This is a genomic window from Syntrophus buswellii, assembly GCF_046097065.1.
GTDB classification, from domain to species: domain Bacteria; phylum Desulfobacterota; class Syntrophia; order Syntrophales; family Syntrophaceae; genus Syntrophus; species Syntrophus buswellii.
Genome location: NZ_CP175563.1, coordinates 2,349,988 through 2,373,017 on the forward strand (window position 1 = coordinate 2,349,988; position 23,030 = coordinate 2,373,017).

The 23,030-nt window shown below is 55.4% G+C and carries 21 protein-coding genes; 16 read left to right on the plus strand and 5 right to left on the minus strand.

The window, feature by feature from the left end:
• Window positions 1-410: 410 nt before the first annotated feature.
• The 4 genes from ACJ77P_RS10780 to ACJ77P_RS10795 all read left to right on the plus strand — a co-directional run bounded on the left by ACJ77P_RS10780 (window position 411) and on the right by ACJ77P_RS10795 (window position 5,154).
• Window positions 411-1,847 carry a 4-hydroxyphenylacetate 3-hydroxylase N-terminal domain-containing protein gene (locus tag ACJ77P_RS10780; protein WP_367361049.1) on the plus strand — a complete coding sequence of 479 codons (1,437 nt, stop codon included), beginning with the start codon at window positions 411-413 and terminating at the stop codon, window positions 1,845-1,847.
• Window positions 1,848-2,064: 217 nt separating this feature from the next.
• Window positions 2,065-3,525 (plus strand): NAD(P)/FAD-dependent oxidoreductase, encoded by a 1,461-nt coding sequence (locus tag ACJ77P_RS10785; protein WP_408998217.1) that lies wholly within the window; start codon window positions 2,065-2,067, stop codon window positions 3,523-3,525.
• Window positions 3,526-3,538: 13 nt separating this feature from the next.
• Window positions 3,539-4,780: an NAD(P)/FAD-dependent oxidoreductase gene (locus tag ACJ77P_RS10790; protein WP_367361051.1), complete on the plus strand. Its 1,242-nt coding sequence runs from the start codon at window positions 3,539-3,541 to the stop codon at window positions 4,778-4,780.
• Complete coding sequence (locus ACJ77P_RS10795) at window positions 4,777-5,154, plus strand: DUF1667 domain-containing protein (RefSeq protein WP_367361052.1); 378 nt, start codon at window positions 4,777-4,779, stop codon at window positions 5,152-5,154. The genes ACJ77P_RS10790 and ACJ77P_RS10795 overlap by 4 nt, the downstream gene beginning before the upstream one ends.
• A 173-nt stretch (window positions 5,155-5,327) precedes the next feature.
• On the opposite strand, the gene ACJ77P_RS10800 is transcribed toward ACJ77P_RS10795, so the two are convergent.
• From ACJ77P_RS10800 to ACJ77P_RS10810, 3 genes are all read right to left on the minus strand, one after another.
• Window positions 5,328-6,359 (minus strand): DUF3426 domain-containing protein, encoded by a 1,032-nt coding sequence (locus ACJ77P_RS10800; protein WP_408998218.1) that lies wholly within the window; start codon window positions 6,357-6,359, stop codon window positions 5,328-5,330.
• A 35-nt stretch (window positions 6,360-6,394) separates the two neighbouring features.
• Window positions 6,395-6,913 (minus strand): hypoxanthine phosphoribosyltransferase, encoded by a 519-nt coding sequence (gene hpt, locus ACJ77P_RS10805; protein WP_367361053.1) that lies wholly within the window; start codon window positions 6,911-6,913, stop codon window positions 6,395-6,397.
• Between the two features lie 102 nt (window positions 6,914-7,015).
• On the minus strand, window positions 7,016-7,849 hold the full coding sequence (locus tag ACJ77P_RS10810) for a hypothetical protein (protein WP_408998219.1): 834 nt from the start codon (window positions 7,847-7,849) through the stop codon (window positions 7,016-7,018).
• A gap of 133 nt (window positions 7,850-7,982) precedes the next feature.
• On the opposite strand from ACJ77P_RS10810, the gene ACJ77P_RS10815 reads away from it, so the two are divergent.
• From ACJ77P_RS10815 to ACJ77P_RS10865, 11 genes are all read left to right on the plus strand, one after another.
• Window positions 7,983-8,378 (plus strand): hypothetical protein, encoded by a 396-nt coding sequence (locus ACJ77P_RS10815; protein WP_367361055.1) that lies wholly within the window; start codon window positions 7,983-7,985, stop codon window positions 8,376-8,378.
• A 15-nt stretch (window positions 8,379-8,393) separates the two neighbouring features.
• Window positions 8,394-10,886 carry a TIGR03960 family B12-binding radical SAM protein gene (locus ACJ77P_RS10820; RefSeq protein WP_408998220.1) on the plus strand — a complete coding sequence of 831 codons (2,493 nt, stop codon included), beginning with the start codon at window positions 8,394-8,396 and terminating at the stop codon, window positions 10,884-10,886.
• A 126-nt stretch (window positions 10,887-11,012) separates the two neighbouring features.
• Window positions 11,013-11,324, plus strand: coding sequence for a 50S ribosomal protein L21 (gene rplU, locus ACJ77P_RS10825; RefSeq protein WP_367361109.1), 312 nt, complete (start codon window positions 11,013-11,015; stop codon window positions 11,322-11,324).
• A gap of 12 nt (window positions 11,325-11,336) precedes the next feature.
• Window positions 11,337-11,594 carry a 50S ribosomal protein L27 gene (rpmA, locus tag ACJ77P_RS10830; protein WP_367361057.1) on the plus strand — a complete coding sequence of 86 codons (258 nt, stop codon included), beginning with the start codon at window positions 11,337-11,339 and terminating at the stop codon, window positions 11,592-11,594.
• 228 nt (window positions 11,595-11,822) lie between these two features.
• On the plus strand, window positions 11,823-12,851 hold the full coding sequence (obgE, locus tag ACJ77P_RS10835; protein WP_367361058.1) for a GTPase ObgE: 1,029 nt from the start codon (window positions 11,823-11,825) through the stop codon (window positions 12,849-12,851).
• On the plus strand, window positions 12,844-13,986 hold the full coding sequence (gene proB / locus ACJ77P_RS10840) for a glutamate 5-kinase (RefSeq protein ID WP_408999425.1): 1,143 nt from the start codon (window positions 12,844-12,846) through the stop codon (window positions 13,984-13,986). Before obgE ends, proB begins: the two co-directional genes overlap by 8 nt.
• A gap of 392 nt (window positions 13,987-14,378) precedes the next feature.
• Complete coding sequence (locus tag ACJ77P_RS10845; protein WP_367361059.1) at window positions 14,379-14,831, plus strand: FecR domain-containing protein; 453 nt, start codon at window positions 14,379-14,381, stop codon at window positions 14,829-14,831.
• 30 nt (window positions 14,832-14,861) lie between these two features.
• Complete coding sequence (locus tag ACJ77P_RS10850) at window positions 14,862-15,491, plus strand: OmpA family protein (RefSeq protein ID WP_408998221.1); 630 nt, start codon at window positions 14,862-14,864, stop codon at window positions 15,489-15,491.
• 9 nt (window positions 15,492-15,500) lie between these two features.
• Window positions 15,501-17,546 (plus strand): CHASE2 domain-containing protein, encoded by a 2,046-nt coding sequence (locus ACJ77P_RS10855; protein ID WP_408998222.1) that lies wholly within the window; start codon window positions 15,501-15,503, stop codon window positions 17,544-17,546.
• Window positions 17,547-17,798: 252 nt separating this feature from the next.
• Entirely contained in the window at window positions 17,799-18,752 is a 954-nt protein-coding gene (locus ACJ77P_RS10860) for a hypothetical protein (RefSeq protein WP_367361062.1), read from the plus strand.
• Between the two features lie 189 nt (window positions 18,753-18,941).
• A complete protein-coding gene (locus ACJ77P_RS10865) occupies window positions 18,942-19,754 on the plus strand; it encodes an amidohydrolase family protein (protein WP_367361063.1) in 813 nt (270 codons plus the stop codon).
• 81 nt (window positions 19,755-19,835) lie between these two features.
• Here the strand turns inward: ACJ77P_RS10865 and ACJ77P_RS10870 are convergent, their stop codons facing one another.
• On the minus strand, window positions 19,836-20,372 hold the full coding sequence (locus tag ACJ77P_RS10870) for a hypothetical protein (protein WP_408998223.1): 537 nt from the start codon (window positions 20,370-20,372) through the stop codon (window positions 19,836-19,838).
• Between the two features lie 397 nt (window positions 20,373-20,769).
• Between ACJ77P_RS10870 and ACJ77P_RS10875 the strand changes: the two genes are divergently transcribed.
• A complete protein-coding gene (locus tag ACJ77P_RS10875) occupies window positions 20,770-21,912 on the plus strand; it encodes a hypothetical protein (RefSeq protein WP_408998224.1) in 1,143 nt (380 codons plus the stop codon).
• A gap of 93 nt (window positions 21,913-22,005) precedes the next feature.
• Here the strand turns inward: ACJ77P_RS10875 and ACJ77P_RS10880 are convergent, their stop codons facing one another.
• Window positions 22,006-23,004 (minus strand): 3'-5' exoribonuclease YhaM family protein, encoded by a 999-nt coding sequence (locus ACJ77P_RS10880; RefSeq protein WP_367361066.1) that lies wholly within the window; start codon window positions 23,002-23,004, stop codon window positions 22,006-22,008.
• Window positions 23,005-23,030 lie beyond the last annotated feature (26 nt).

Below are 23,030 nucleotides of genomic sequence, written 5' to 3' on the forward strand. Positions count from 1 at the left end.
ATATTGAAATATGATTCTTTTGACCATTAAGTACTTATAATCTTTAAGATCTGCATGATAATAATCCTGAACGATGCCTGTGCCCCGGCCATTGTGATGCCTGCGATTTCCATTGAGGCGTCTTGATGGCCATAAAAAATGCTTGACGTGAAAACTGAAAAAGAGATAGAAAGAAAATCAAATTTTAAATTAAAAATTTATTTTCATAAGAAAGCGCTTCAGCAGCCGTTTTTTTTAGAATCATCAAAAACAAAGTGTGTTCAGTCACCGGAATTTTTTCCGGCTGGATCAACATCGTGGCCGCTGGAAAGAAAAAGGGCCTCAGCAGTTAAACGGAACCTGCCAACCATCGGGATCCCTTCCGTTTGATTATAGTTGACAATATCTGAAGTTTCTAGGAGGAAAGTTTCATGGGTCTTAAGACAAAGGAAGAGTACATTGAATCGCTGCGGGCTCTCAAACCCACGGTCTATATGTTTGGAGAAAAGATCACCAACGTCGTCGACAATCCCCGGATCCGCGCCGGCATCGAAGCCACGGGCGCGACCTATGAGTTGGCCAGCATGCCGGAAAATAAGGACCTTTTCGTTACGATCAGCCCCTTGATCAACGAACCGGTAAGCCGTTTCACCCTGCCGCCGGCCAGCATAACGGATCTCGTAGCGCGGGTGAAGATCAACCGCAAAGTGGCCAATTACGTGGGAACCTGCCATCAGAGGTGCACCGGCCTGGACTGTCTGTCCACCCTGGCCATTGTCACCTATGACATCGACAAGAAATACGGCACCCACTACAATGAAAACTTTTTGGAATTCCTCAAGCACATGCAGAAAAACGACCTCACGGGAAACGCTGGAGTCACCGACGTAAAGGGCGACCGCTCGCTGGCGCCCCACGAGCAGGTGGACAAGGATATGTTTCTCCGCATCGTGGAAAAGAGGGAAGACGGGATCGTGGTCCGGGGTGCCAAGTCCCACCAGACGGGCTCTCTTTCCTCCCATGAAATCATCGTGCTGCCCACCCGTGCCATGGGCAAGAACGACGGAGACTACGCCGTCGCCTTCGCGATTCCCGCCGACAGCCCGGGGCTCATCCATGTGGTCGGCCGCTCCAGCCTCGACAAGAGAGAGCTTGACGGCTATGACTGCGGAAACATGTATTATTCCAAGTACTGCCCCACCCTGATCTTCAACGATGTTTTCGTTCCCTGGAACCGTGTTTTTATGTGCGGCGAAACGGAATTCGCAGTGGACATGGTGGTCAAGTTTTCCTCGTTCCACCGCCAGAGCCACGGTGGCTGCAAATCCGGAAAGATCGACTGCATGACCGGCGCCGCCCTCACCATGATGGACTACAACGGCACCGCAAAGTTGAGCCATCTCAAACAGAAGGTCATCGATATGATCCACAGGGCGGAGACGCTGTACGGCTGCTGCCTGGCATCGTCTTATGAAGGAAAACAGCAGCCATCGGGAAACTACTTCATTGATACAGTCCTGGCCAACGCCTCCAAGATCCATGAGGGTAAAGAGATGGCCGAGGCAACGAGGCTCATGATAGACATCGCCGGTGGTTTCGTTGCAGATCTTCCCTCCGACAGGGATTTCGAGAATCCGGAAATCGGTGGGCTCCTGAAGAAATATCTCAAGGGCGTTGACAGTGTCCCCGTGGAAAATCGCATCAGGATGTTCCGCCTGGTGGAAAAGATGGCCCTGGAAAGCGCCGACACCATCTCCGACATCCATGGCGGCGGATCTGCCGAAGCGCATCGGGTGACCATTTTCCGTGAGACAGACACCGAGAGCAAGAAGAAGGCCGCGAAGCGGTTAGCTGGAATTAAAGACTGATTACTTCTCCATCACTGAAGGCAAGGAAGGCTGGCTCTGCGATTCACGGATGTGAAAAGCAGCCGGCCTTCTTTTTTTGATTTTATCCTCTTGTCCTCGTTGAAAGACTGAACGTTTTCTGATATGAGCTTCGCGTACGTTTCGGATCAGACGTATCTGGCCGGGATGTATAAAAATCCTTGAAAGCAACAACTCTCAGAGGAACATTCGAATTGACATGACCAATTTCTACGATGTGATCGTCATCGGCGCAGGGGTGGTGGGCAATGCCATCGCCCGGGAACTTTCCCGATTCGATATCAAGACGGCAGTGCTTGAACAAGAGCTTGATGTAGGAGGCGGGACCAGTTCCCGGAACAGCGGCGTGGTCCACTCCGGCATCCACTACAAACCCGGCACGCTTCGGGCGGAGCTCGATGTCCGGGGCAATGCCATGATGGGAGCCCTCTGCAAAGACCTCAAAGTCAAGATCCAGTATATCGGAAAACTCACGGTGGCTCAGGAGCAGGCGGATATAAAAACGCTCCATTCCCTCAAGGAGCAGGGAGAGGCCAACGGCGTTCCCGGTCTGTCCATTCTGAACAGGGAACAGATGGAGAAGCTGCAGCCAGGCATCGGAGGCATCATGGCCCTCCATTCTCCGAGCACAGGCATCATCTGTCCCTACGGCCTCACCATCGCCCTGGCTGAAAACGCTTACACCAACGGGGTTGCCTATCATCTCGGACAGCAGGTGACGGCGATCAGCAGGACGGCAGAAGGATTTGACATCTCCACCCGCCAAGGAGAACGCTTCAGGAGCAGGGTCCTGATCAATTCCGCCGGCCTCTACTCCGATGCGATCTGCCGGATGCTGGGAATCGACGAATACAGGATCTACCCATGCCGCGGGGAATACCTCATCCTGGACAAGCGGCTGGCCGGATCCCTGTCGCTGCTTGTCTATCCGGCTCCCCACAAGGGAGGCGCCGGACTCGGCATCCACCTGACGAACACCGTGGACGGCAATATCCTCATCGGTCCCAGCAACGAATACGTCGATGAAGCGGACGATTACGCCTCTACGGCGGAGATCATGAACCTCCTCAAGAAAGAGGGGCACGAACTCCTGCCAGGGATTTCAGCAGCGGATTTCATCCGCAATTTCTCCGGCTTGAGGGCCAAGCAGGCCCCGCCCAGCGAAGGTGGGTTCCGGGACTTTGTCATCGAGAGCCGCAAAGACATCCCCGGTTTCATCAATCTCGTGGGCATCGAAAGTCCCGGCCTGACCTCCGCGCCGGCCATCGGCCTGATGGTCCGGAATCTGGTGGAGGAACTTCTGCCCCTTCCGCTGAAGGACTCCTTTATTGCCGAACGGGAGGGCCGGGCCGGATTCTTTTTCGAGCTGTCCCCGGAAGAAAAGGCGGATCTCGTAGCCCAGGACCCCGATTACGGGGAGGTCGTCTGCCGCTGCGAACAGATCACCCGCAAAGAGGTCCTGGACGCCATCCAGAACCCCCTGGGCGTCCGCACGATCAACGGGCTGAAATACCGCTCCCGGGCCATGATGGGCCGCTGCCAGGGCGGGTTCTGCCTGCCCAGGATCGTTGCGATCCTGGAAAAGGAATTCGGGTACAGGCCCGAAGACTATTTATTACAGCACGCTGCTTCCCCGCTTTTTGCCGGTCGAGTGCGATAGGAAAGACAAGACGATGCAAACTCTAAAACGCGATCTGGTGGTTATCGGAGGAGGACCGGCCGGTTTGTCGGCGGCGGTGTCCGCCCGTCAGAACGGCTGCGACAATGTCCTCCTTCTCGAAAGGGACCGAATCCTCGGAGGGATCCTCAATCAGTGCATCCATGACGGATTTGGACTGCACCGCTTCGGCGAAGCACTCACCGGGCCGGAATACGCCCAGCGCTACATCGACGAATACGAAAAGATGAAGGGCGAAGTGATGCTGGGAACCATTGTCCTCAACATGGACGCCGAGCGGAACCTTTTCGTCAGCTCCCGGAACGGCTTCACAAAGATTGACGCCCGGGCGGTGATCCTGGCCATGGGCTGCCGGGAACGCACAGCCGGGGCGATTTCCCTTCCCGGCACGCGCCCCTCGGGGATCTACACGGCGGGAGCGGCCCAGAACTTCATCAACCTGCAGAATATCATGGTCGGTAAGCGGGTGGTCATCATGGGCTCAGGGGATATCGGCCTGATCATGGCCCGCCGGATGACCCTGGAAGGGGCCAGGGTGGAGGGCGTCTTCGAGCTTCTCCCCTACTCCAGCGGGTTGCCCCGCAACATTCAGCAGTGCCTGAACGACTATGGGATTCCCCTTCACCTCGCCACATCCGTCGTCCAGATTCATGGGAAAGAGCGCTTGACGGGGGTGACCGTGGCCCGCATGGACGGAAGTTTCAAACCGATTCCGGGAACGGAGTGGTTCGTCCCCTGCGACACCCTGCTGCTTTCGGTGGGCCTCATTCCGGAAAACGAGCTTTCCCGGAACGCCTCCATTGCCATCGAGCCGCGGACCAGCGGCGCTTCCGTGGACGATACCCTGATGACCAGCATTCCCGGCGTTTTCTCCTGCGGAAATGTTCTTCATGTCCATGACCTGGCGGACTGGGTTTCGGAGGAGTCCGCCCTGGCCGGGCAGTTTGCCGTTCAATACCTCAACGGGGAGATTTCCCCGCCCCAAAAATCCATTCCGATTCTGGCCGGAGAAGGGGTTCGCTATGTCCTCCCGCAGAGCGTCAGCGGCCGGCGGGACGTGACCCTTTCCCTCCGGGTGGCATCTCCCTCCCGGAATCGCGTCGTCAAGGTAAACGATGGCGAAAGGCTGGTGGCAAACAAGAAAATGCTGAGGCTTCACCCTGCGGAAATGATCCACATCAAGGTCAAGGCGGAGAAGATTTCCGAAGCCGGCAGACTGGAGGTGTCCGTGGCATGATCAAAAAAGAACTGACCTGCGTCCTGTGCCCGAACGGCTGCCCGCTGGAGATTACCCTGGAGGATGGGCCGACGCCCGTGATCAAGGAGGTTGTCGGCTATCACTGCAAGAGGGGTCCGGAATGGGCGGAGCAGGAACTCATCAACCCCATGAGAACCATTGCCAGCAGTATCCTGGTGGAAGGCGGAGACTTTCCCCTGGTCAGCGTTCGAACCGATTCCGCCATCCCGCTGGCCAGCATCGCCAAGGTCATGGAGGCCATCAAGGCAGTCCGTTTAAAGGCGCCGGTGCGTATCGGAGACATCCTCATTTCAAAACCGGCGGATACATCCTGCAACATCATCGCCACCCGCCATGTGCGGACCGCTTCATAGTTCCAGTCCCGCCTCGTAGGAACTAACGGGCGGGGTGATGGCGGCGCAGACCTGCGAACGCAGCGGGGCAGATGGCGCAACCCGGTTGGCGTGCGTTCCGGGACGAACAAAAAACGGGGGCCAATGACTGAAATCCGTCACCGGCCCCCGCTCTTACAGGCTCAACAACTGTCTTATTTCGGCAGCTTCTCTCCTCCCACGGTTGAAACCCTCGCCGTCGCTACCCCCGGGGGTTCATGGGGGAAGATGATCATGAAGGGAATCTGCCCCTTCGGCTCCACCCGGATATTCTGGGAGTCACTGCCCATCGGAAGGTCCAGCTCCTTCTGCAGGGCTTCCTCGGACAAGGCCGCCAATTCATCATCGCTGAGCAGATTGCCGCTGTATGCCAGCCGCTCCGTGATGATCACTCCGTTGCCGTCATAAAGCTCTCCCTTGACCTGTATCCGCGTGACCGGGTAGCTCGATGCATTCAGCGCCACCCCCTCTATGACCCGCAGCTGACCCGCCGTCACGTTGTCGACGAACCGCTGCCGGACATTTTGAAGCTTGATCTGATTCAAATGAAATTCAGCCGGGCTCGTCTCCGTTCCCACCAGGTTTCCGAGGGCGGGAACCATTGAGGACAGGTTGGAGATCAGACGCTCGCTCATTCCCGGGGAAAGCCACACATACACGCCCCCAAAAAGAAGATTGATGAAAATGATCAGGACAATGATCCGCCAGGGTCTCCAGAAACCCCGTTTGACCGGCGGCGTCGCCACAGGGCCCTCCGTCTCCAGCTCCACCTGCTCGAATTCCTTGTATCCTGTAACTTCCGATTTCAGGATCTCCTGAACGTCTTCCGCCTCCACGACCCCTTGCTGGCCGCTCTCTTTTTCGATCGTGACGAGGGCCTCCGGCTGATGATGTTCCTCAAAGGTTTTCTTCGTCTCTTCGATCTTGGCCAGAATGGTATCAAGCTCTTCCTTGTTCGCGCTGATTTCGAGGGTTTTGTCAAAATCGGCGGGGCCCGTGTCCGCTTCGGGAGGCGCGGCGCCGGTCTCCGTCAAGGCGGCAGGTTCTTCACTGCGCGTCATCCTGACGGGATTCTCCTGAAAAAAGACCTCCTGGCAACGGCTGCAGCGGACCCACACACCGTCACCCTCCATCAGAGACTCATCAAAGCGGAACCGGGTAGAACATTTAATACACTGGATAATCATAGTTATTCCCCTTCAAGGATTCCGGATTAAAGACCTTACAGTTCGTCAACACGATACACATCCGGCAGAAATCGACCTTTTTCGTTGAAATCGAGGCCATATCCTATTACAAAGGCATCGTCCACAGTAAATCCGACATAGTCAGCCTCAAAAGGAACCTTGCGCCGCCCCCGCTTATCGAGAAATGCACAAACCTTCAGGGAGCGGGGATTCCGTTCCAGGAACCAGTCCACGAGAAATTTCAAGGTCAGTCCCGTATCCACAATATCCTCGACAATCAGGATATCCCTCCCCTTGATGGAGGTTTCAATATCCTTCGTCATGACCACCTTGCCGGAACTCGACGCCCCTGAACCATAGCTGGCCAGCCTTGCAAAATCAACCCGGCAGGGAATGCGCAGCGCCCGGATCAGGTCGGCCATAAAAATAAAAGCCCCCTTGAGAACGCCGACAACAATGAGTTCGCTGTTGGCGTAATCCCGTGATATCTGTTCGCCCAGTTCCCCGACGCGCCGGTCAATGGCATCCTTCGAGATCAGGATCTGTTTATTCATGGTTTCCATAATTACAATAGAGCTCTCAAGCAAAAATCATATCACTCAGGAATCAGCCCACTCCTTTTTATTCTGTCCGCAGGAAGACGGCGCAACGGAATGTCAGCGCGAGGCGGAATAAGCCTCGACGAAGGCATCGATGTGTCCTTGAAGAATCTTCTCGGCGGCCAGAAGTTCGTCCCTGCCTGTAAAACGGGAGGAAAGGCTCAGAAGGATGGAATCGAAGCGTGACGTTTTGCATCCCAGGGCTTCATAATCTATGCGATCAATCCTGTACTCGGATCCGTCAAAAAAATACTTTCCCAGCCGGTTCACCGCCGGATCGCTGTACGGCCAGGCCAGCTTCAGCTCGAAAAACTCCCGAACGATCTTCCGCAGGGGTTCCGATTTCATTTTTTCCGGGTGGGGCGTCTCCAGGAGACGGTCACCGACCATGCGGAAGTAGGATTTTACAAGATCGATATCCGTCACGCACAGTCCGTAGAGATACCAGTCGTCCAGGACGAAAATCAGCGCCAGTTTTTCCTCTTTCGTCAGATACGTGTAACTGGGGCAGAAATGGCCGTCACAGAGCTCCCGGCCGTAGAATGAAACGCCCCGAAGATCCACGCCGCCGTTCTGAAGGGGGTGAAGAAGGCAACCGACCCGCTTCTCTCCGGGATCGAGAAAACCAAGGTATTCACAGCAGTAAATCACCTCATAGCGGCGGGCCTGATCTTCCGAGCTGCGGACCAGGTTCGAATAGTGATCCAGATCGCCCGGACTTTTCACGATCTCGGGAAAAAGCGCGGTTCGCCAGCGCAACCGGCAAATCAACGATTCTCGGCCGCTTTCGGCATAATTGTACAATCCGCAGCAGGCGCCGCAGGACTTGCAGGAATCCGGCTGACAAAGATGAACAAAGGTGTTGTCTGGGTTCGAATTTTCGGCTTCCATGGATGAAAAGGGACTATAAGAGGAATGGATTTGCAGGTCAAGCATAAAGATGATAAGGAGTCAGCTCTCGAAAAGAACGGAAAAGATGAATTCCAGTATTTTCGAAACAGGAAACGTAAGGACACCATCAACCATGAAACGACAAATTGAAGAAATCAACCTGCCCAACGGACTGACCATGCACATCTGGGATGCCTCGCGGGTCATTGCGGCTGATACGACGAGCGTCATCCTGATCGTGACGATCCAGATGGAGCTGAAGGCGGACTATTTTCTGGAATCGGACCATTACAGACTGACGACCTCCGTCTTCGGAAAGGAAATGCCGTACGAATACAGAAAGGAACGGACCTTCGTCAAGACGCGGGACGCCGGGACCGTATTCCAGGAGCTCCTGGAAACCTTCAAGGCCGATGCCCTGTCCTATCTCTCCCGGGCCACCTTTCCGGAACAGTTCGCCCGTTCAAAACACAGGGAAATTCTCAATAATCCCTATCGGTACCGGGAATACCTTGAAAAGGGAATCTGAAGGGAGCATCGAGAATTGTCAATAAACCAGGAAGAGCTTCTTGCCTTGGTTTCCAAACCGAGCCGTTATCTCGGGGGAGAAGTCAATTCCATCCGAAAGGATCCGGGCTCCTGCTCCGTCCGCATCGCGCTGGCCTTTCCCGACACTTACGAGGTCGGCATGTCCCATCTGGGCCTTCAGATTCTCTACGCAATCCTAAACGGTTACCCCGATGTGGCCGCCGAACGATGCTACGCCCCCTGGCCGGACATGGAAAAAGTGCTGCGCACCCACGGGCTTGCGCTGACGACGCTGGAATCCCGAACGCCCCTGTCGGCGTTCGATCTGGTCGGATTCTCACTTCAATATGAATTGTCCTATACCAATGTCCTCAATATGCTGGAGCTCGGCGGCATTCCCCTGCGGTGTTCCGAGCGCTCTCAGGACGCCCCCCTCGTTATCGCCGGCGGACCCTGCACATTCAATCCCGCCCCGATGGCACCTTTCATTGACGCTTTCGTGATCGGCGAAGGCGAGGAGGTGATCTCCGAAATCGCCGCAGCCCTGAGACAGGCAAAGGCCGGGAAATATGACCGGAACCGACGGCTGGAGCAGCTCGCGTCCATTCCCGGCATTTATGTTCCCACGCATGTTTCAGGCCGGAGGATCCGCAAACGGATCGTGTCCGATCTCGATTCATGGCGGATGCCGTCAGCTCCCGTGGTCCCTTTGATGAAAACCATTCATGACCGCATCACCCTGGAAATCGCCAGGGGATGCACCAGGGGATGCCGGTTCTGCCAGGCCGGAATGGTCTGGAGGCCCGTCCGGGAGAGGAATCTGCACACCCTGGAGATTTCAGCAGAGGAGCAGCTCGCCTCCACGGGCTATGACGAACTGTCCCTTCTTTCTCTCAGCTCCGGCGATTACAGCAGGATCGAGGATCTGCTGATCCGGCTCATGAACCGGTATTACGACCGCCGGATTGCCCTGTCCCTCCCCTCTCTCCGATCGGAAACCCTCACGCGGACGCTCATCGAAGGCATCCGCAAGGTGCGCAAGACGAGTTTCACCCTGGCTCCGGAGGCGGGAACCAAGCGCCTGCGGAACGTTATCAACAAGGGCAATACGGAAGAGGACCTCCTGGCCACGACGGCCCAGGTTTTTGACGCCGGCTGGAAGGCTGTGAAGCTGTATTTCATGATCGGCCTCCCGTCTGAACGGGAAGAGGATCTGGACGGCATCGTCGAACTGGGGCACAGGGTCCTGAGGCAGGCCCGGAACCGGGGGCAGGTTACCCTGAGCCTTTCGACCTTCATTCCCAAGCCTCACACACCCTTTCAATGGCACCGACAGATCGGGATGGACGAAATTGCGGAGAGGCAGCAGTATGTGAGAAAAGCCGTCCGCAGCCGCAGCATCAGCGTCAAGCTCCACGACCGCCGGATGAGCCTGCTTGAGGGGCTCTTCTCCCGGGGGGACCAGTCCCTAGGAAATCTCATCGAAAGGGTGTTTCGTCTCGGCGGGCGGTTTGACGGCTGGAGCGATCAACTGCAGTTCGAACTCTGGGAGCAGGCCATGGAGGACCTGGACATCTCGGCGGACGCCTATCTCAGGGAGCGCACCTTCGACGAGGCCCTGCCGTGGGATTCCGTAGACTGCGGCGTGAGCAGGGATTTTCTGCTCCAGGAACTCCAGAATTCCCTTTCCGGCACGTTGACGGAGGACTGCCGGAACGGGGCCTGCCGCCAATGCGGCGTCTGCGATTTCAAGGAATTCCGGATCGAAAAGGCGCACACCGAACAGCAGAAGCCTTGTGAAGCCGCTACCGGCCGGCCCGGCCAGGAACCGGAGCCGCATGTTCCGGCCTCATGCCTCCGGATGATTTTCCGGAAACTGGGAAGGGCCAGGCTGCTGTCCCACCTGGAAATCACGGAAGCCCTGATCCGGGCCATCAAAAAAACGGGTTCGACCTTTGTCTTTACCGAAGGCTTCCATCCTCATCCGAAGATTTCTTTTGCCTTTGCCACGGCCGTCGGCATGGAAAGCGAAGGGGAGTATGCCGATATTCATCTTCGGAACCTCTCTTCAGGGCCGGGGGACCTTGCCGGAGCGATCAATTCCGGTCTTCCCGAAGGGCTGGAAGTGGTGGAAATGACTGAAATCCTTCCGGGGACCCCGTCCCTTTCAGACACCATTCGCGGGTTCGTCTACGAAATCACCGTACCGGAACGCCTGGCGGCTGACGTTCCATGGCCCCGGGTGGAGCAGAAAGCGGCTGAATTCCGGGAGGCATCCTCCTTTTCGATCCTTCGAGAAAAAAAGGGCCGGAAGATCGTCCGTGACATCCGTCCCCTGGTGGAGGCTCTTGAACTTTCAAAAGAATGCGGAACGCTGAGACTCCGGCTGCTCTTCGGATCGGAGGGGGGGGTCAAGCCGGGCGAAATTCTCACCGAGGTGCTCGAATTCGAGCGAGACATCGTACCGCTGATGGAGCTCCGAAAGCTGGAAACCTTGTTTTCCCCGTAATGGGATGGAAATCATCCGGCGTTTCCGGAAATTTTCACTGGCCCCTCAACAAAAGGATTGACAAATACGGCAATATTTTTATAATCATCAATTCAAATTTTAACTGATAAGAAGGATGACATGGATATGTATGCAGTTATCAGGACAGGCGGGAAACAACACAGGGTTTCAGAAGGAGAATTGCTGACCGTTGAAAAGCTCGATGGCGGCAAAGGAGATAGCGTGGTCTTCGACTGTGTGCTGATGGTAGCAAGGGAAGGAGAGGTCCGGGTGGGAACGCCTGTTGTGGAAGGCGCGAAAGTTGTCGGTGAAATCGTCTCCCAGACCAAAGGTCCGAAGATTTATGTTTTCAAGAGGAAAAGGCGAAAGGGCTTCCATAAGAAAACGGGGCATCGCCAGCAACTGACACAGATGAGAATCAAGGAAATTTCGGTTTAAGCGGAGGGCGTCATGGCACACAAGAAAGGACAGGGAAGTTCCCGGAACGGCAGAGACAGCAATTCCCAGAGGCGCGGGGTCAAGGTGTACGGCGGCCAGAGCATTCATGCAGGGTCCATCATCATTCGTCAGCTGGGGACCAAAATTCATCCCGGCAACAACGTCGGCATGGGCAAGGATTACACCCTCTATTCTCTGATCGATGGCGTGGTGAAATTTGAACGGTACGACAAGAAAAGAAAGAAAGTCAGTGTTTACGAAGCAGCCTGAAAGCCCGTTGTTGTGCTGGAGGGTCCCGAGCGTTTCCGGAATCCGGAATGCAGGTTGCCGTAAAGGTTTGAGATAGTCTGTCAGCAGGAATAGATAACGGGCTGGTTGCCGCGCAAAGAAGATGAAGGCACTGTTTCAGTGCCTTTTTATTTTCGGGGGCTGCCTCGGCAGCCGGAAGCCGTTCGCATCGCTCCAGGGCACGTTCAGGCAGAAAAGCCAGAATTCCTCATGAAATTCATTGATGAAGCAAAGATCTACGTAAGGGCCGGAGACGGAGGCAGGGGCTGCATCAGCTTCCGCAGAGAGAAGTACGTTCCCTTCGGTGGCCCAAACGGCGGCGACGGCGGAAAGGGAGGCGACGTGGTTCTGCTGGCCTCCGCAAGCCACAATACCCTGCTGAGCCTGAAATACAACCAGCACCACGTGGCCAAAAGCGGAGGCCATGGCGAAGGAAGCAACCGGACGGGTCGGAGCGCTCCCGATCTCATCGTTCCCGTTCCGGTCGGCACACTGGTGATGGATGTCGAATCCGGAGAGGTGCTGGCCGATCTCGTCCAGGAGGGCCAGAGGTATGTCGTCGCTCACGGAGGCATCGGCGGACGCGGTAATGCCCGGTTCGCCACCGCGACCAATCGGGCCCCCCGGTTTGCCCAGCCTGGAATCCCCGGCGAAGAGCGTTGGATCCAACTGGAGCTCAAGCTGCTTGCCGATGTGGGAATCATCGGGTTGCCCAATGTCGGGAAATCCACCTTCATCTCCAGAGTATCCGCAGCCCGCCCAAAAATCGCCGATTATCCTTTTACCACACTGACACCTCATCTCGGCGTCGTCCGCTTCGGCGACGATTTTCAAACCTTCGTCCTGGCAGATATCCCCGGTCTTATCGAGGGGGCGCACGAGGGAGTTGGCATGGGAATCCAGTTCCTCCGCCATATCGAGAGAACGTCCCTGCTGCTTCACATCCTTGACATTTCACGGGAGGAATCCGACGGCGGCTGGCGCGATTTTGAAGTCATCAATTCCGAGTTGGCCTCCTACAGCGCCAGCCTGATCCTGAAACCCCAGATTGTAGCCATCAACAAGACGGATCTGCCGGCCACCCGACAGAAACTGGACGATACCCTTATGATCTTTGCGGAACATGGCATCGCTGTTTATCCTTTCTCCGCCGCGACCGGCGACGGCATCCCCGCCCTGCTGAACAAGATCGGAGAAGCTCTTGGAAATATTAGAAAACAGGCAGAAGAACATGAATGAGAACAGGGAAGATGTGCTGAAAAATGTAAAAAGAGTCCTGATCAAAATAGGCAGCGCCGTACTCACAGGGGCTGACGGCCTGGACCTGGAGATCATCCAGCATCTTGTGGATCAGATTGCCGCCCTGACCCGGAAGGGTTTTCAGGTCGTCCTGGTCACATCGGGAGCCATTGCCTCCGGAAAACATCGCCTCGGCATAACCGCGGCGTTGAGGAGCATCCCCCAGAAGCAGGCGGCGGCCGCCATCGGGCAGGGCCGATTGATGCGTGTTTACTCCAACGACTTCGGGAAGCACGGCCTTTATGTCGCGCAGATCCTCCTCACCATGAGCGATCTGACCGATCGCCGGCGCTTCCTCAACGTGCGCAACACACTTTCCACGCTGATGGAATGGGGCGTCATCGCCATCATCAATGAAAACGACACGGTGGCCATCGACGAGATCAAGTTCGGCGACAACGACAACCTTGCCGCCATGATCGCCAACATCATCGAAGCCCAGCTGCTGATCAATTTGACCAGCACGCCCGGGCTCTATGACCGCAATCCGGCTGAATTCAAGGACGCCCGCCTCATTCCCCTTGTCCGGGAAATCACTGAGGACATCGAGACGGCCGCCTCAGAGGAGGGAACCTCCGTCGGAACGGGAGGGATGAAAAGCAAGGTCATGGCAGCCAAAAAGGTGACAGCCTTCGGGATCCCCTGCATCATTGCCCCGGGCAAAGAGAAGGACGTCCTGTCGCGGATCTTTGACGGAGACGAAGTGGGCACCCTCTTTCTGCCAATGAAAGAGCACCTCAACAGCAGGAAATACTGGATCGCCTTCACCCTGAGATCCCGGGGCATCCTGAGCATCGACAACGGTGCACGCATTGCGATCCTGGAAGAGGGGAAAAGCCTGCTCCCTTCAGGAATCGTCAGTGTGGAAGGAGACTTTGTCGTGGGAGATCCGGTCACCTGCGTCGACAGGGACGGTATCCCCCTGGCGAAGGGCCTGGTCAATTACAGCGCCGGCGATATCCGGAAGATCATGGGACTCAGAACGTCAAGAATCGAACAGGTCCTCGGACACAAGGACTACGACGAAGTCATTCACCGTGACAACCTGGCAGTGACGCGGCGGAGCCGCAAATAGGAAAAAGGGCCCGGCGCAGGCAACGCTAGGAGTCTGCCCTGCTGGGCCTTTCCTCCCGCAAGATTGCCCCCCCTTCATGATGCCGATTCAGCCGGGAGGACCGGCTTTTTTGATGGCTAAAAGGCCGCCCAGGTTTCCAAAGCCTCAAGAAACACTCCCTCCCCGACACATCCAGGAGCAATCCCCGCTGCCTCCGCTGCGGCAGGACATGGAATCTGGGCCAGGTCCCCCTTCCCCTTCATCAATCCCCAACACCCGCTGGAAAGAAATCGACCTCCTCCGAAGCCGTCGCCGTCTCTGATCAGGGTTCAATTTATGCATCTTATGCGCACACCATAGCATGGTGCGCTTCAGGGACCTTTAGAAATTGACGATAAAAAACGGAGGCTTGTATGAACAGAACGGTATCTCTGCGGGTTTTGTTTGCGGTTTTTCTAATGCTTTCTTTTACATGGACCGTCAATGCTTCAGATGAAGCTTCCGGCAGCCTGCGAAAGTGCAAAGGTGAGGTGATCATCGAACGGAACGGGACCGTTGTAACGGCCCTGGAAGGCGCTCCCGTCTACTCCAGGGATACCGTCCGGACAGGGGCGGATGGTTCCGTGGGCATCATTTTCAAGGATCATTCACGAATAAGCCTTGGGCCGAATTCCCGCCTGGAACTGAAGGAGTTTGTCTTCAAGCCGGCCCTCAGACAATTTTCCATGGTCAACCGACTGGCCAAAGGCGTCGCCTCCTTTGTCTCCGGAAAAATGACCAAGCTCTCCCCGGAGGCTGTCGTCCTTGAAACTCCCCAGTCTGTTATCGGCGTCCGCGGCACCACATACAACATTAAAGTCGATTAAGACCAGGATCCCCCATTACCGTTTTTCGCCATGAACACAGCATGCAGGAAAATCAGGGGATCTCTTTTCGTTCTCCTGGCCTTGACGTTTCTATCCGGCTGCGCAACTCCACGGGAGACCATTGTCCTGCTTCAGGATGCCGATGGCGGGGTTGGTTCAATAACTGTTGCCGCAAAAGGCGGAACCAGGACACTGAACATTCCAAATGCCGCGCTGGAAGTCACCGGATCCGGGGAGCGCCTGCCGGACCCGAAAGGAATGGACCCGGGCCAAATTGATCTGCTTTTCGGCAGTTCCATGAAGGCCCTTCCCTCAGAGCCGATGACGTTTGTGTTCTATTTTCTGCATGACACAACAGAGCTGACGGCCAGGTCAAAGAGCCAAATCCCCGGACTCCTGTCCGTCATCCGCGATAGGGATGCCAAGAGGATGTTCTATGAAATAAGCATTATCGGCCACACGGATGCCACCGGGGACGACGAGACCAATATGAGACTGTCCTACGCCCGCGCCGAGATGGTCCGGGATGTGCTCCTCTCCCACGGCATTCGCTCCGAATCGATGGAGCTCAGGTACCACGGGGCGTGGGACCCCGCCGTTCAAACAGGGAAAAATATAAGAGAACCGCTTAACCGCAGAGTTGAAGTTGTTGTAAAATAGCCCGTCATCATGAGCGCACTGCAACGATTATCCGCCCGCCTCCACGGGATCTGGAAGATCAGGAAGGACACCCTGATTATTTTCTGCGGGATTCTTTTGACCTGCGCCGTCGCTTCTCTCTATGTTTTCCAGCCCCTTGTGCTGTCTTCCATCGAACTTAAGCTCTATGACACCCTGCTCAAACTGCGCTCCGCAGGAAATCCTTCAGGCCACATCGTTATTGTCGATATCGATGAAAAAAGCCTCGCCCAGTATGGTCAATGGCCCTGGCCGAGATACAGGATCTCCCAGCTGCTGGAAAAACTGCGCGAAATGGGCGCAGCAAGTGTCGGCGTCGATATCCTGTTTACAGAACCGGACCGAAGCTCTCTGCAGAATATCCAGAGGGAGATTCGATCAGACTTCCACTGCGCCATCAGCCTCTCGGGGATACCCCCTCACTATCTCGACAATGATGCGCTGCTTGCGGGAACCCTGAAAGAAGGTCCTTTTGTTCTGGGGTACCAGTTTGTATTCGGGGACCGCATCGAAAAAAGAACCCGTCTTCATCCGGTTGATCTGCTGTTCAAGAGGGAGCAAGGGGTGTCTGATTCCGAAAACGGCCTTTTCAAGCCGTCCTCTGTCGACGGTCTGTTCCAGCCGCTTTCCGAGGCGACACCGGCTTCGGGCTTTATCAACATAAAGCCCGATCACGACGGAATTATTCGCAGAGTCCCCCTCATCATGGAATATGAAGGCCGATTCTATCCACAGCTCTCCCTAGCGGTGCTTCTGTCTGTCGCCGGGATGGACCAGCTCGTTTTGAGCGTTGGTCAGGCAGGGGCGGAAAGCCTCTCGCTGGGAGGCCTCGAGATCCCCCTGGAAGACAAGGGATCGTTCCTGATCCCCTTTCGCGGCCCACGGGGTACATACCGCCACCTGTCGGCTGCGGACATTCTCAACGGCACCATCGGAAACAGGGAGATTGATGGGCGCATCGTGTTTGTCGGAGCGACAGCCCCCGGCTTGTTTGATATCCGTGCGACGCCGACCGACCCTTCCATGGCCGGTGTGGAGGTGCATGCCAACATCATCGACTCCATCCTACAGGGCGACTTCCTTCTGCGGCCGAAGGCTGCTGTCTTTTATGAGTTTATCGCCCTCCTTTTTTTCGGACTGCTTTCAGCTCTTCTCTTTGCCCACTGCAAGGCTGTTGTCAATCTGACGTTTCTGCTGCTCTCCGCGCTGACGGCGGTCTTCCTTCCCGTCTACCTCTTCCGGAAGGGGATCTATATCTCCCCCCTCTACCCCGCACTGGCCTATGCTTCAAACTTTTCCCTGTTATCCTTTCTGGACTTCTGGCACGGAGAGCGGCTCCTGAAGGAAAAGGCCCGGCTGCAGCTGGCAACGCAGGATGCCATGCTTGAGACGATTGCCAATATCACCGAAACGCGGGACTCGGAAACAGGCGGCCACATCAGAAGAACACGCAGCTATGTGAAGGCTCTGGCTGAGCACATCCGGAATAAGCATGCCTATTCAGAAACGGTGAATGACGCCTATATCGAACAACTCTTCCAGTCGGCGCCGCTCCATGACCTCGGTAAGGTCGGAGTGCCGGACCACATCCTGCTCAAACCCGATAAGCTTACGGCCGAAGAAACAGAGGAGATCAAAAAGCATACCGTATACGGCAAACGCGTCATCGACGACGCGCAGGCCAAACTCGGAGACAGTTCCTTCCTGAATCTGGCGGGTGAAATGGCTTTATACCACCATGAATACTGGGACGGCAGGGGATACCCGACCGGGCTCAAAGGCGAGGAGATCCCCCTGTCAGGCAGAATCATGGCGATAGCGGATGTATACGACGCCCTCATATCGGACCGTCCGTACAAAAAGGGATTTCCTCACGAAAAGGCCGTTGAGATCATTCTGGCCGGGCGGGGCTCGCAATTCGACCCCGGGCTCACTGACGCTTTCGGAGAGATCCACGGAACATTCAAATCCATAGCAGAACAGTTTGCCGATGCCGGCATTCATGAATCACTCCGATCGAAAACCCCGAGAGAATAAATCCAGCTTCTTCTGCCGTTTCGCTTGCGGCGTTCCCTTCTTTTTATGGATACTTATTATCCAGGCTGTGCATTTCGTACCCAGTCCAACGCCCACGAAAAAGCCGTACCACCGACTCGGAATCGCCACAAGGCGTTGATATTGTGAATCCATGGGCCATTCAGAAAGATTGGCACATCCTTTGATTTATACCTGTTGTACACTTCAAAAAAACGTTCAAAAAACACATCACGCTCAGAAAAGGGACAAGCCATGAAAAAATTTCTACGGATCGGATTAGCCGCTGTGTTGTTTCTGCTCACCCAGGGTTGCTATGTCGGTTTCGAACAGCCTCCAACGGATTACTACGGAGAGCCCTCAAGTTATGAACCGCCTCCCATTGCATTATCGGCCCCTCCGGATGTCATCGTGATGCCTTACACAAATGATGTCTACGCGGTTCCGGACATTGATGTAGACCTGTTTTTCTGGAACGGATGGTGGTGGCGCCCATGGAATGGCCGCTGGTATCGGTCGGAAAACTACAAACAGGGCTGGAGACCCTACAACTCCGTACCTGGTTTCTATTCCGGAGTGGATCCGGGCTGGCGGAAAAATTATCGAGACCGCAACTGGCAGGGGTATCGATGGAACTGTGAGAGGATTCCAAGCGCACGCCTCCAGCATAACTGGAGAACCTGGCAGGGCAATAAATACTGGGAGAAGGAAAAGAGCTGGGGGCTAGAGCGTCACCATCCTCAAACGAAAGAGCAGAGGGGGCAGCAAAGTGTTCCCTGGCAGCCCCGTGACCCGGGGAAGCTGCCTGACGTTGAGAAGCGCAAGCCTGAAAAGGCGGAAAGGTTCATTCCTCCCGCTGTCCAGCGGACCGAGCCGCCCCCCAGGGACAAAGTCCAGAAGCCGGCTTCCCATAAAGGATTCCAGCAGCAAGGCGCGGAGCAGCCGGGAAAGCATCTTCAAGGAACAGTGAAAAATCCTAAGCGGTACGAACCCGCCGGGCAGAAGAACACCCAACCGCCAAGACAGCAGGTACAGAAACAGGCGCAGAAAAAGGTAAAGGGGCCGTCACTAAGACAGGGAGAAGACGCACGGCCATCGGGTCAACCATCTCCAGGGGCCTCGTCATGGCGCGCTGCGTCAACACCGGGGGAGGCACCGCAACGATCGGAGGGTGGGCCCGACAGGCGGCCCGCCAATGCAGGCAGATGAAGGATACAGGATCCAGCGAAACCATTTTCTTCCGGCCGGCCATCCCGTCAGGCCCTGGCCGGCTCTTTTAACGAAAGCGGTTCATTCCTTCAAAGCGGCGGGAGAAAAACGGCAGGCCTGCCGTTCTGTCAATGGAAGCGATCCGATTTTGCACTTGAAAAGAAACGTGTAATCCCTTATGGGATGACCATGAAGAAGATTGATTTTCATACCCATATTTATCCGGATCATGCGGCGGCCAGGACGGTTGCCGCAATCCGTTCGCGGGCAGGTGTTGACGCCTACACCGACGGGACGCTGGCGGGATTGAAAAAATCGATGAAGGCCGCCGGGATCGACCTTTCCGTTGTGTCGGCTGTGGCCACAAAACCGGAACAGGTCCCTTCGATTCAAAGCTGGCTGACGGCCATCCGGCAGCCGGGGATTGAAGCCCTGGCCACGGTGCACCCAGCCGCCCCCCCCGATTCAGAACAGCTGGAAATGCTGATGAACGAGGGGTTCCGGGGGTTCAAACTTCATCCGGATTATCAGGATTTTTTCGTCGACGATCCCCGGGTGTATCCTCTTTATGAAGCGGCTGCGGCAAAAGGAATGTTTGTTCTTTTCCACGCAGGGGTGGATCGAGGGCTGCCCCATCCGGTTCATGCGACACCGAAGCGGCTGGCCGCGGTCCATTCGGACATTCCCGAACTCTGCATGGTTGTGGCGCATCTCGGCGGGGAAGGGGCTTACGAAGAGGCGGAAACCCATCTGTTGGGCCGGAATCTCTACATGGATACGGCCTTCGTACTGCGCAAGACCCCCATGCCGCTCCTGGAGCGCATTCTCAAGGGGCATCCGCCGGACCGGCTGCTGTTTGCATCGGACAGCCCCTGGACGGATCAGGGAGAGGAGCTTCAATTTTTACTTCAGCTTCCCTTCCTCACAGAGACGGATAAGGAAAAAATCTGTTTTTCCAATGCGGCCCATCTGCTGGGATTGGGAAGAGGCGGAAACTTCTGAACAATGGCCCGGCGGGGGCACCCCGACGAGGGTCCAGCAGCCCCTCTGCCGATGCCGTAACCCCAAGAATCTTTTCCGGCACTACTCTGGAATCCAGTGCCCTTCACTGAAAAAGCGGATATTCCAAGCGCCTCCCGAAATCCATTGGGCGCCGCAGATCTGGCATCTGATTTCGTTGATGCGGTCGCTATCCGTTATGATTCTCTGAGGGGGACGGAAATGTTCAAAAAGGTCGGGATTGACATCCTGGTCTTCATAATAATCCCTGGATAGTTCGCATATTTCATGGCCGTTGGTACAGGTGATGATCTGTCCTTTGCCTGCGATCTTCCTCGTGTCCGGCAGTTCGTCTTCTTCCCCGGAAAGATTCTGATATTCGGGAATCGCTTCCGCAGCCATAGACCAGGCTACCGGTTCTGCAATGGAGTTCTCTCCCTCCAGCGGTTCATAGGGAAGGAAGGTTGTCTCTACAAGCGGCGGCGTGTCCAGTCGGGCCTCGAGTTGACCATTGACAAAGGCGATCTTGATGCGCAGATCATACCAGACGTCCTCTTCGCACTGCTCTTGAAGAAACCGGGTAAAGGACTGGGTGAAAATTCCTAATTCGTTAATAAGCATAAGGGATCCTGAAATTATAATGTTTTGATATTCCTGCACGGACAAAAGACATTCAAGCCGGAGAGCTGAATATCAGTTCCTGGAGCAAAAAGCAATGGTTCTTCAGACGTTAAACCGCCGACAGGATTCCGTTCCGCAATGCCTGTCATGGCCATGGAGGGCAGGACGGAACAGAGGGGAGCCCACAGGCAACACACAGGCATCTCTTTGTTTTGAATCATCCTTTAAATGACTTTTGCTTTTTCTTTAGGTATAATGTTTCAAAATGCTCCCGGTTTTAGTGTTTATGTTACATTTCCACGCGCGGAAAGCAGGATCTTTTCATGGTGAATTGCTCAGCGGGAAGTTCGAGGGATGTTAACCACAAGAAAAATGTTTGCGAAGGGAGAAGAGCCGTATGAATGCATTGTCCAAAGAAGAATTGAAAACATTGATGCAGAGGCGGAATGATTGGTGCGTATCCATGTTTATGCCGACCTACAGGTCCGGTGTGGAGAGCCAGCAGAATTCAATTCGTTTGCGCAATATCGTTCGCCGTGCGGAAGAAACACTGACAAATTCGGGTTTGCGGACGCTGGAGGTCAAGGAACTTCTCGAACCGGTTCAGGAACTGGTCAACAATGTCTTGTTCTGGCGAAATCAGAGTGATGGTCTGGCCATCTTTCTTTCCAAGGATGAATTCCATTATTTCTGCCTGCCCGTTTCTTTTGACGAAATTCTTGTCATCACGGACCGGTTTCATCTGAAGCCGCTCATGCCGCTTTTGCACGGGGACGAACGATTTTATGTTCTCGCTTTAAGCCAGAATGAAATCACCCTCTTTGAAGGGACGTCCCAGGCCGTTAAAGAGGTGAACGTCGAAACGATGCCGAAGAGCCTTGCCGAAGCCCTGCAGACGGACAATCCCGAACGACAGGTCAAATTCCGGTCGGGAAAGGGAGTCGGGCAAGGGGGAATGATGTCCGGCCATGGCGCCGACATCGAAGATGTGAAAAGCAACCTGTTACAGTACTTCCAGCGCGTCGACAAGGGGCTTCATGACCTCCTCAAAGAGAACAATGTCCCCCTGGTTCTCGCCGGGGTGGAATATCAGTTCCCCATTTACCGGGAAGCCAACAGCTATCCCTTCCTCATGGAAGGGGGCATTTCCGGCAACCCCAAGGGGTTAAGCCCGGAGCAGCTGCACCGTGATGCGTACGACATTGTCACCCCCCATTTTCAGAAAGCTGTGAACGAGGCCCTCTCGCAGTACAACCAATCCATGGGAACGGGCCTGACATCGGATAATGTCCAGGAAATCATCCCTGCAGCCTATCATGGGCGGGTGGGGATCCTGTTTGTTGTCCAGGGATATGAATACTGGGGGACTTACAATCCCGCAAATGACACGATTTCCCTGGATGAAAAGCAGGAGCCTGGAAATGAGGATCTTGCGGATTTTGCCGCCATCCAGACATTTTTGAACGGTGGCATGGTCTTTGTTGTGGAGCCGGGCCTTCTGCCCGCCGGGGCGCGCATGGCCGCCGTGTTCCGCTATTAGGAGAGCCACTCGGATTCCCCGTGGAGGATGGGCTTCTTCTGCGGGGAATTTTCCTTCCAGGCCGGGTTGACAGCCGAGATCAGTACAGTGGCCCTATAGCTCCTCCGGCATCGGGGCCTCTTCCACCCTTCCCTCCTCCACTCTTCCCCGGTAAAGATACCGTTCCAGGAATCGGTGATAGGGGGTCCATCCCGTTTCTTCGTCCCGGAAGTCGTTCAGATATTCCTGGAAGGCGTTGACCTTGGCATCCAGGTCGTCCACGTAATGGACCATCAGGGCCTCCAGGGTTTTCGGGCGCTTGGGGGAGCCGTATTCCAGTATGCCATGGTGACTCAGAATGAGGTGACGGAGTTCCATGGCCAGGGAATCGGGAAAATCGGGGATCCCGGCAATCTTCTGGTCGATCATCTCCACGCCGATGATGATGTGCCCGATAAGCCGCCCTTCAGCGCTGTACTCAACCAGGCGGTCATAGGAAAATTCCTTGATCTTGCCGATGTCGTGGAGGATGCCTCCAGCCAGCACAAGATCCCTGTTCACGCCTGGATAGTGGGAGGCGACCTGGTCCAGCAGCCGGGTTACGGAAAGGGTGTGCTCCAGCAGCCCCCCCAGGTAAATATGATGGAATCCTTTGGCCGCCGGAGCCCGCTTGAAACGCTCGGCGGTTTCCCGGTCATCGAAAAAGGCTTTGAGCAGCTTCTTTAGCGGCGGGTTTTCGATCCGGTTAACATAGGTTTGCAGCTCGCCGAACATCGCTTTGACGTTCCCCCGGGTGGTGGGCAGGTAATCATTGAGAAGAATATCGGAATCATCAAGGGCCGTCAGGGAGTGGATTGAAAGCTGAAGGGAGTTTTTGAAACTCACCGCCCTTGCGTTGACCTGGATGACATCCCCCTTCCGGAATTGCTTGTCCATTTCCTGTGCGTTGTCCCATATTTTGCCATCGACCTGCCCCGTCTTGTCTTTAAGGCGAAGGTTGAGGTAGGGAGAACCCTTCTGGGAAAAGGCCATGTTCTTCTCCGCCACGAGGAAAGAGTCCATCACCTTTTCACCCGGCTGTATATCCTTGATGTATACGGTTTTAACTTTCAATAGGTCCCCCATTACACTTTTCATTG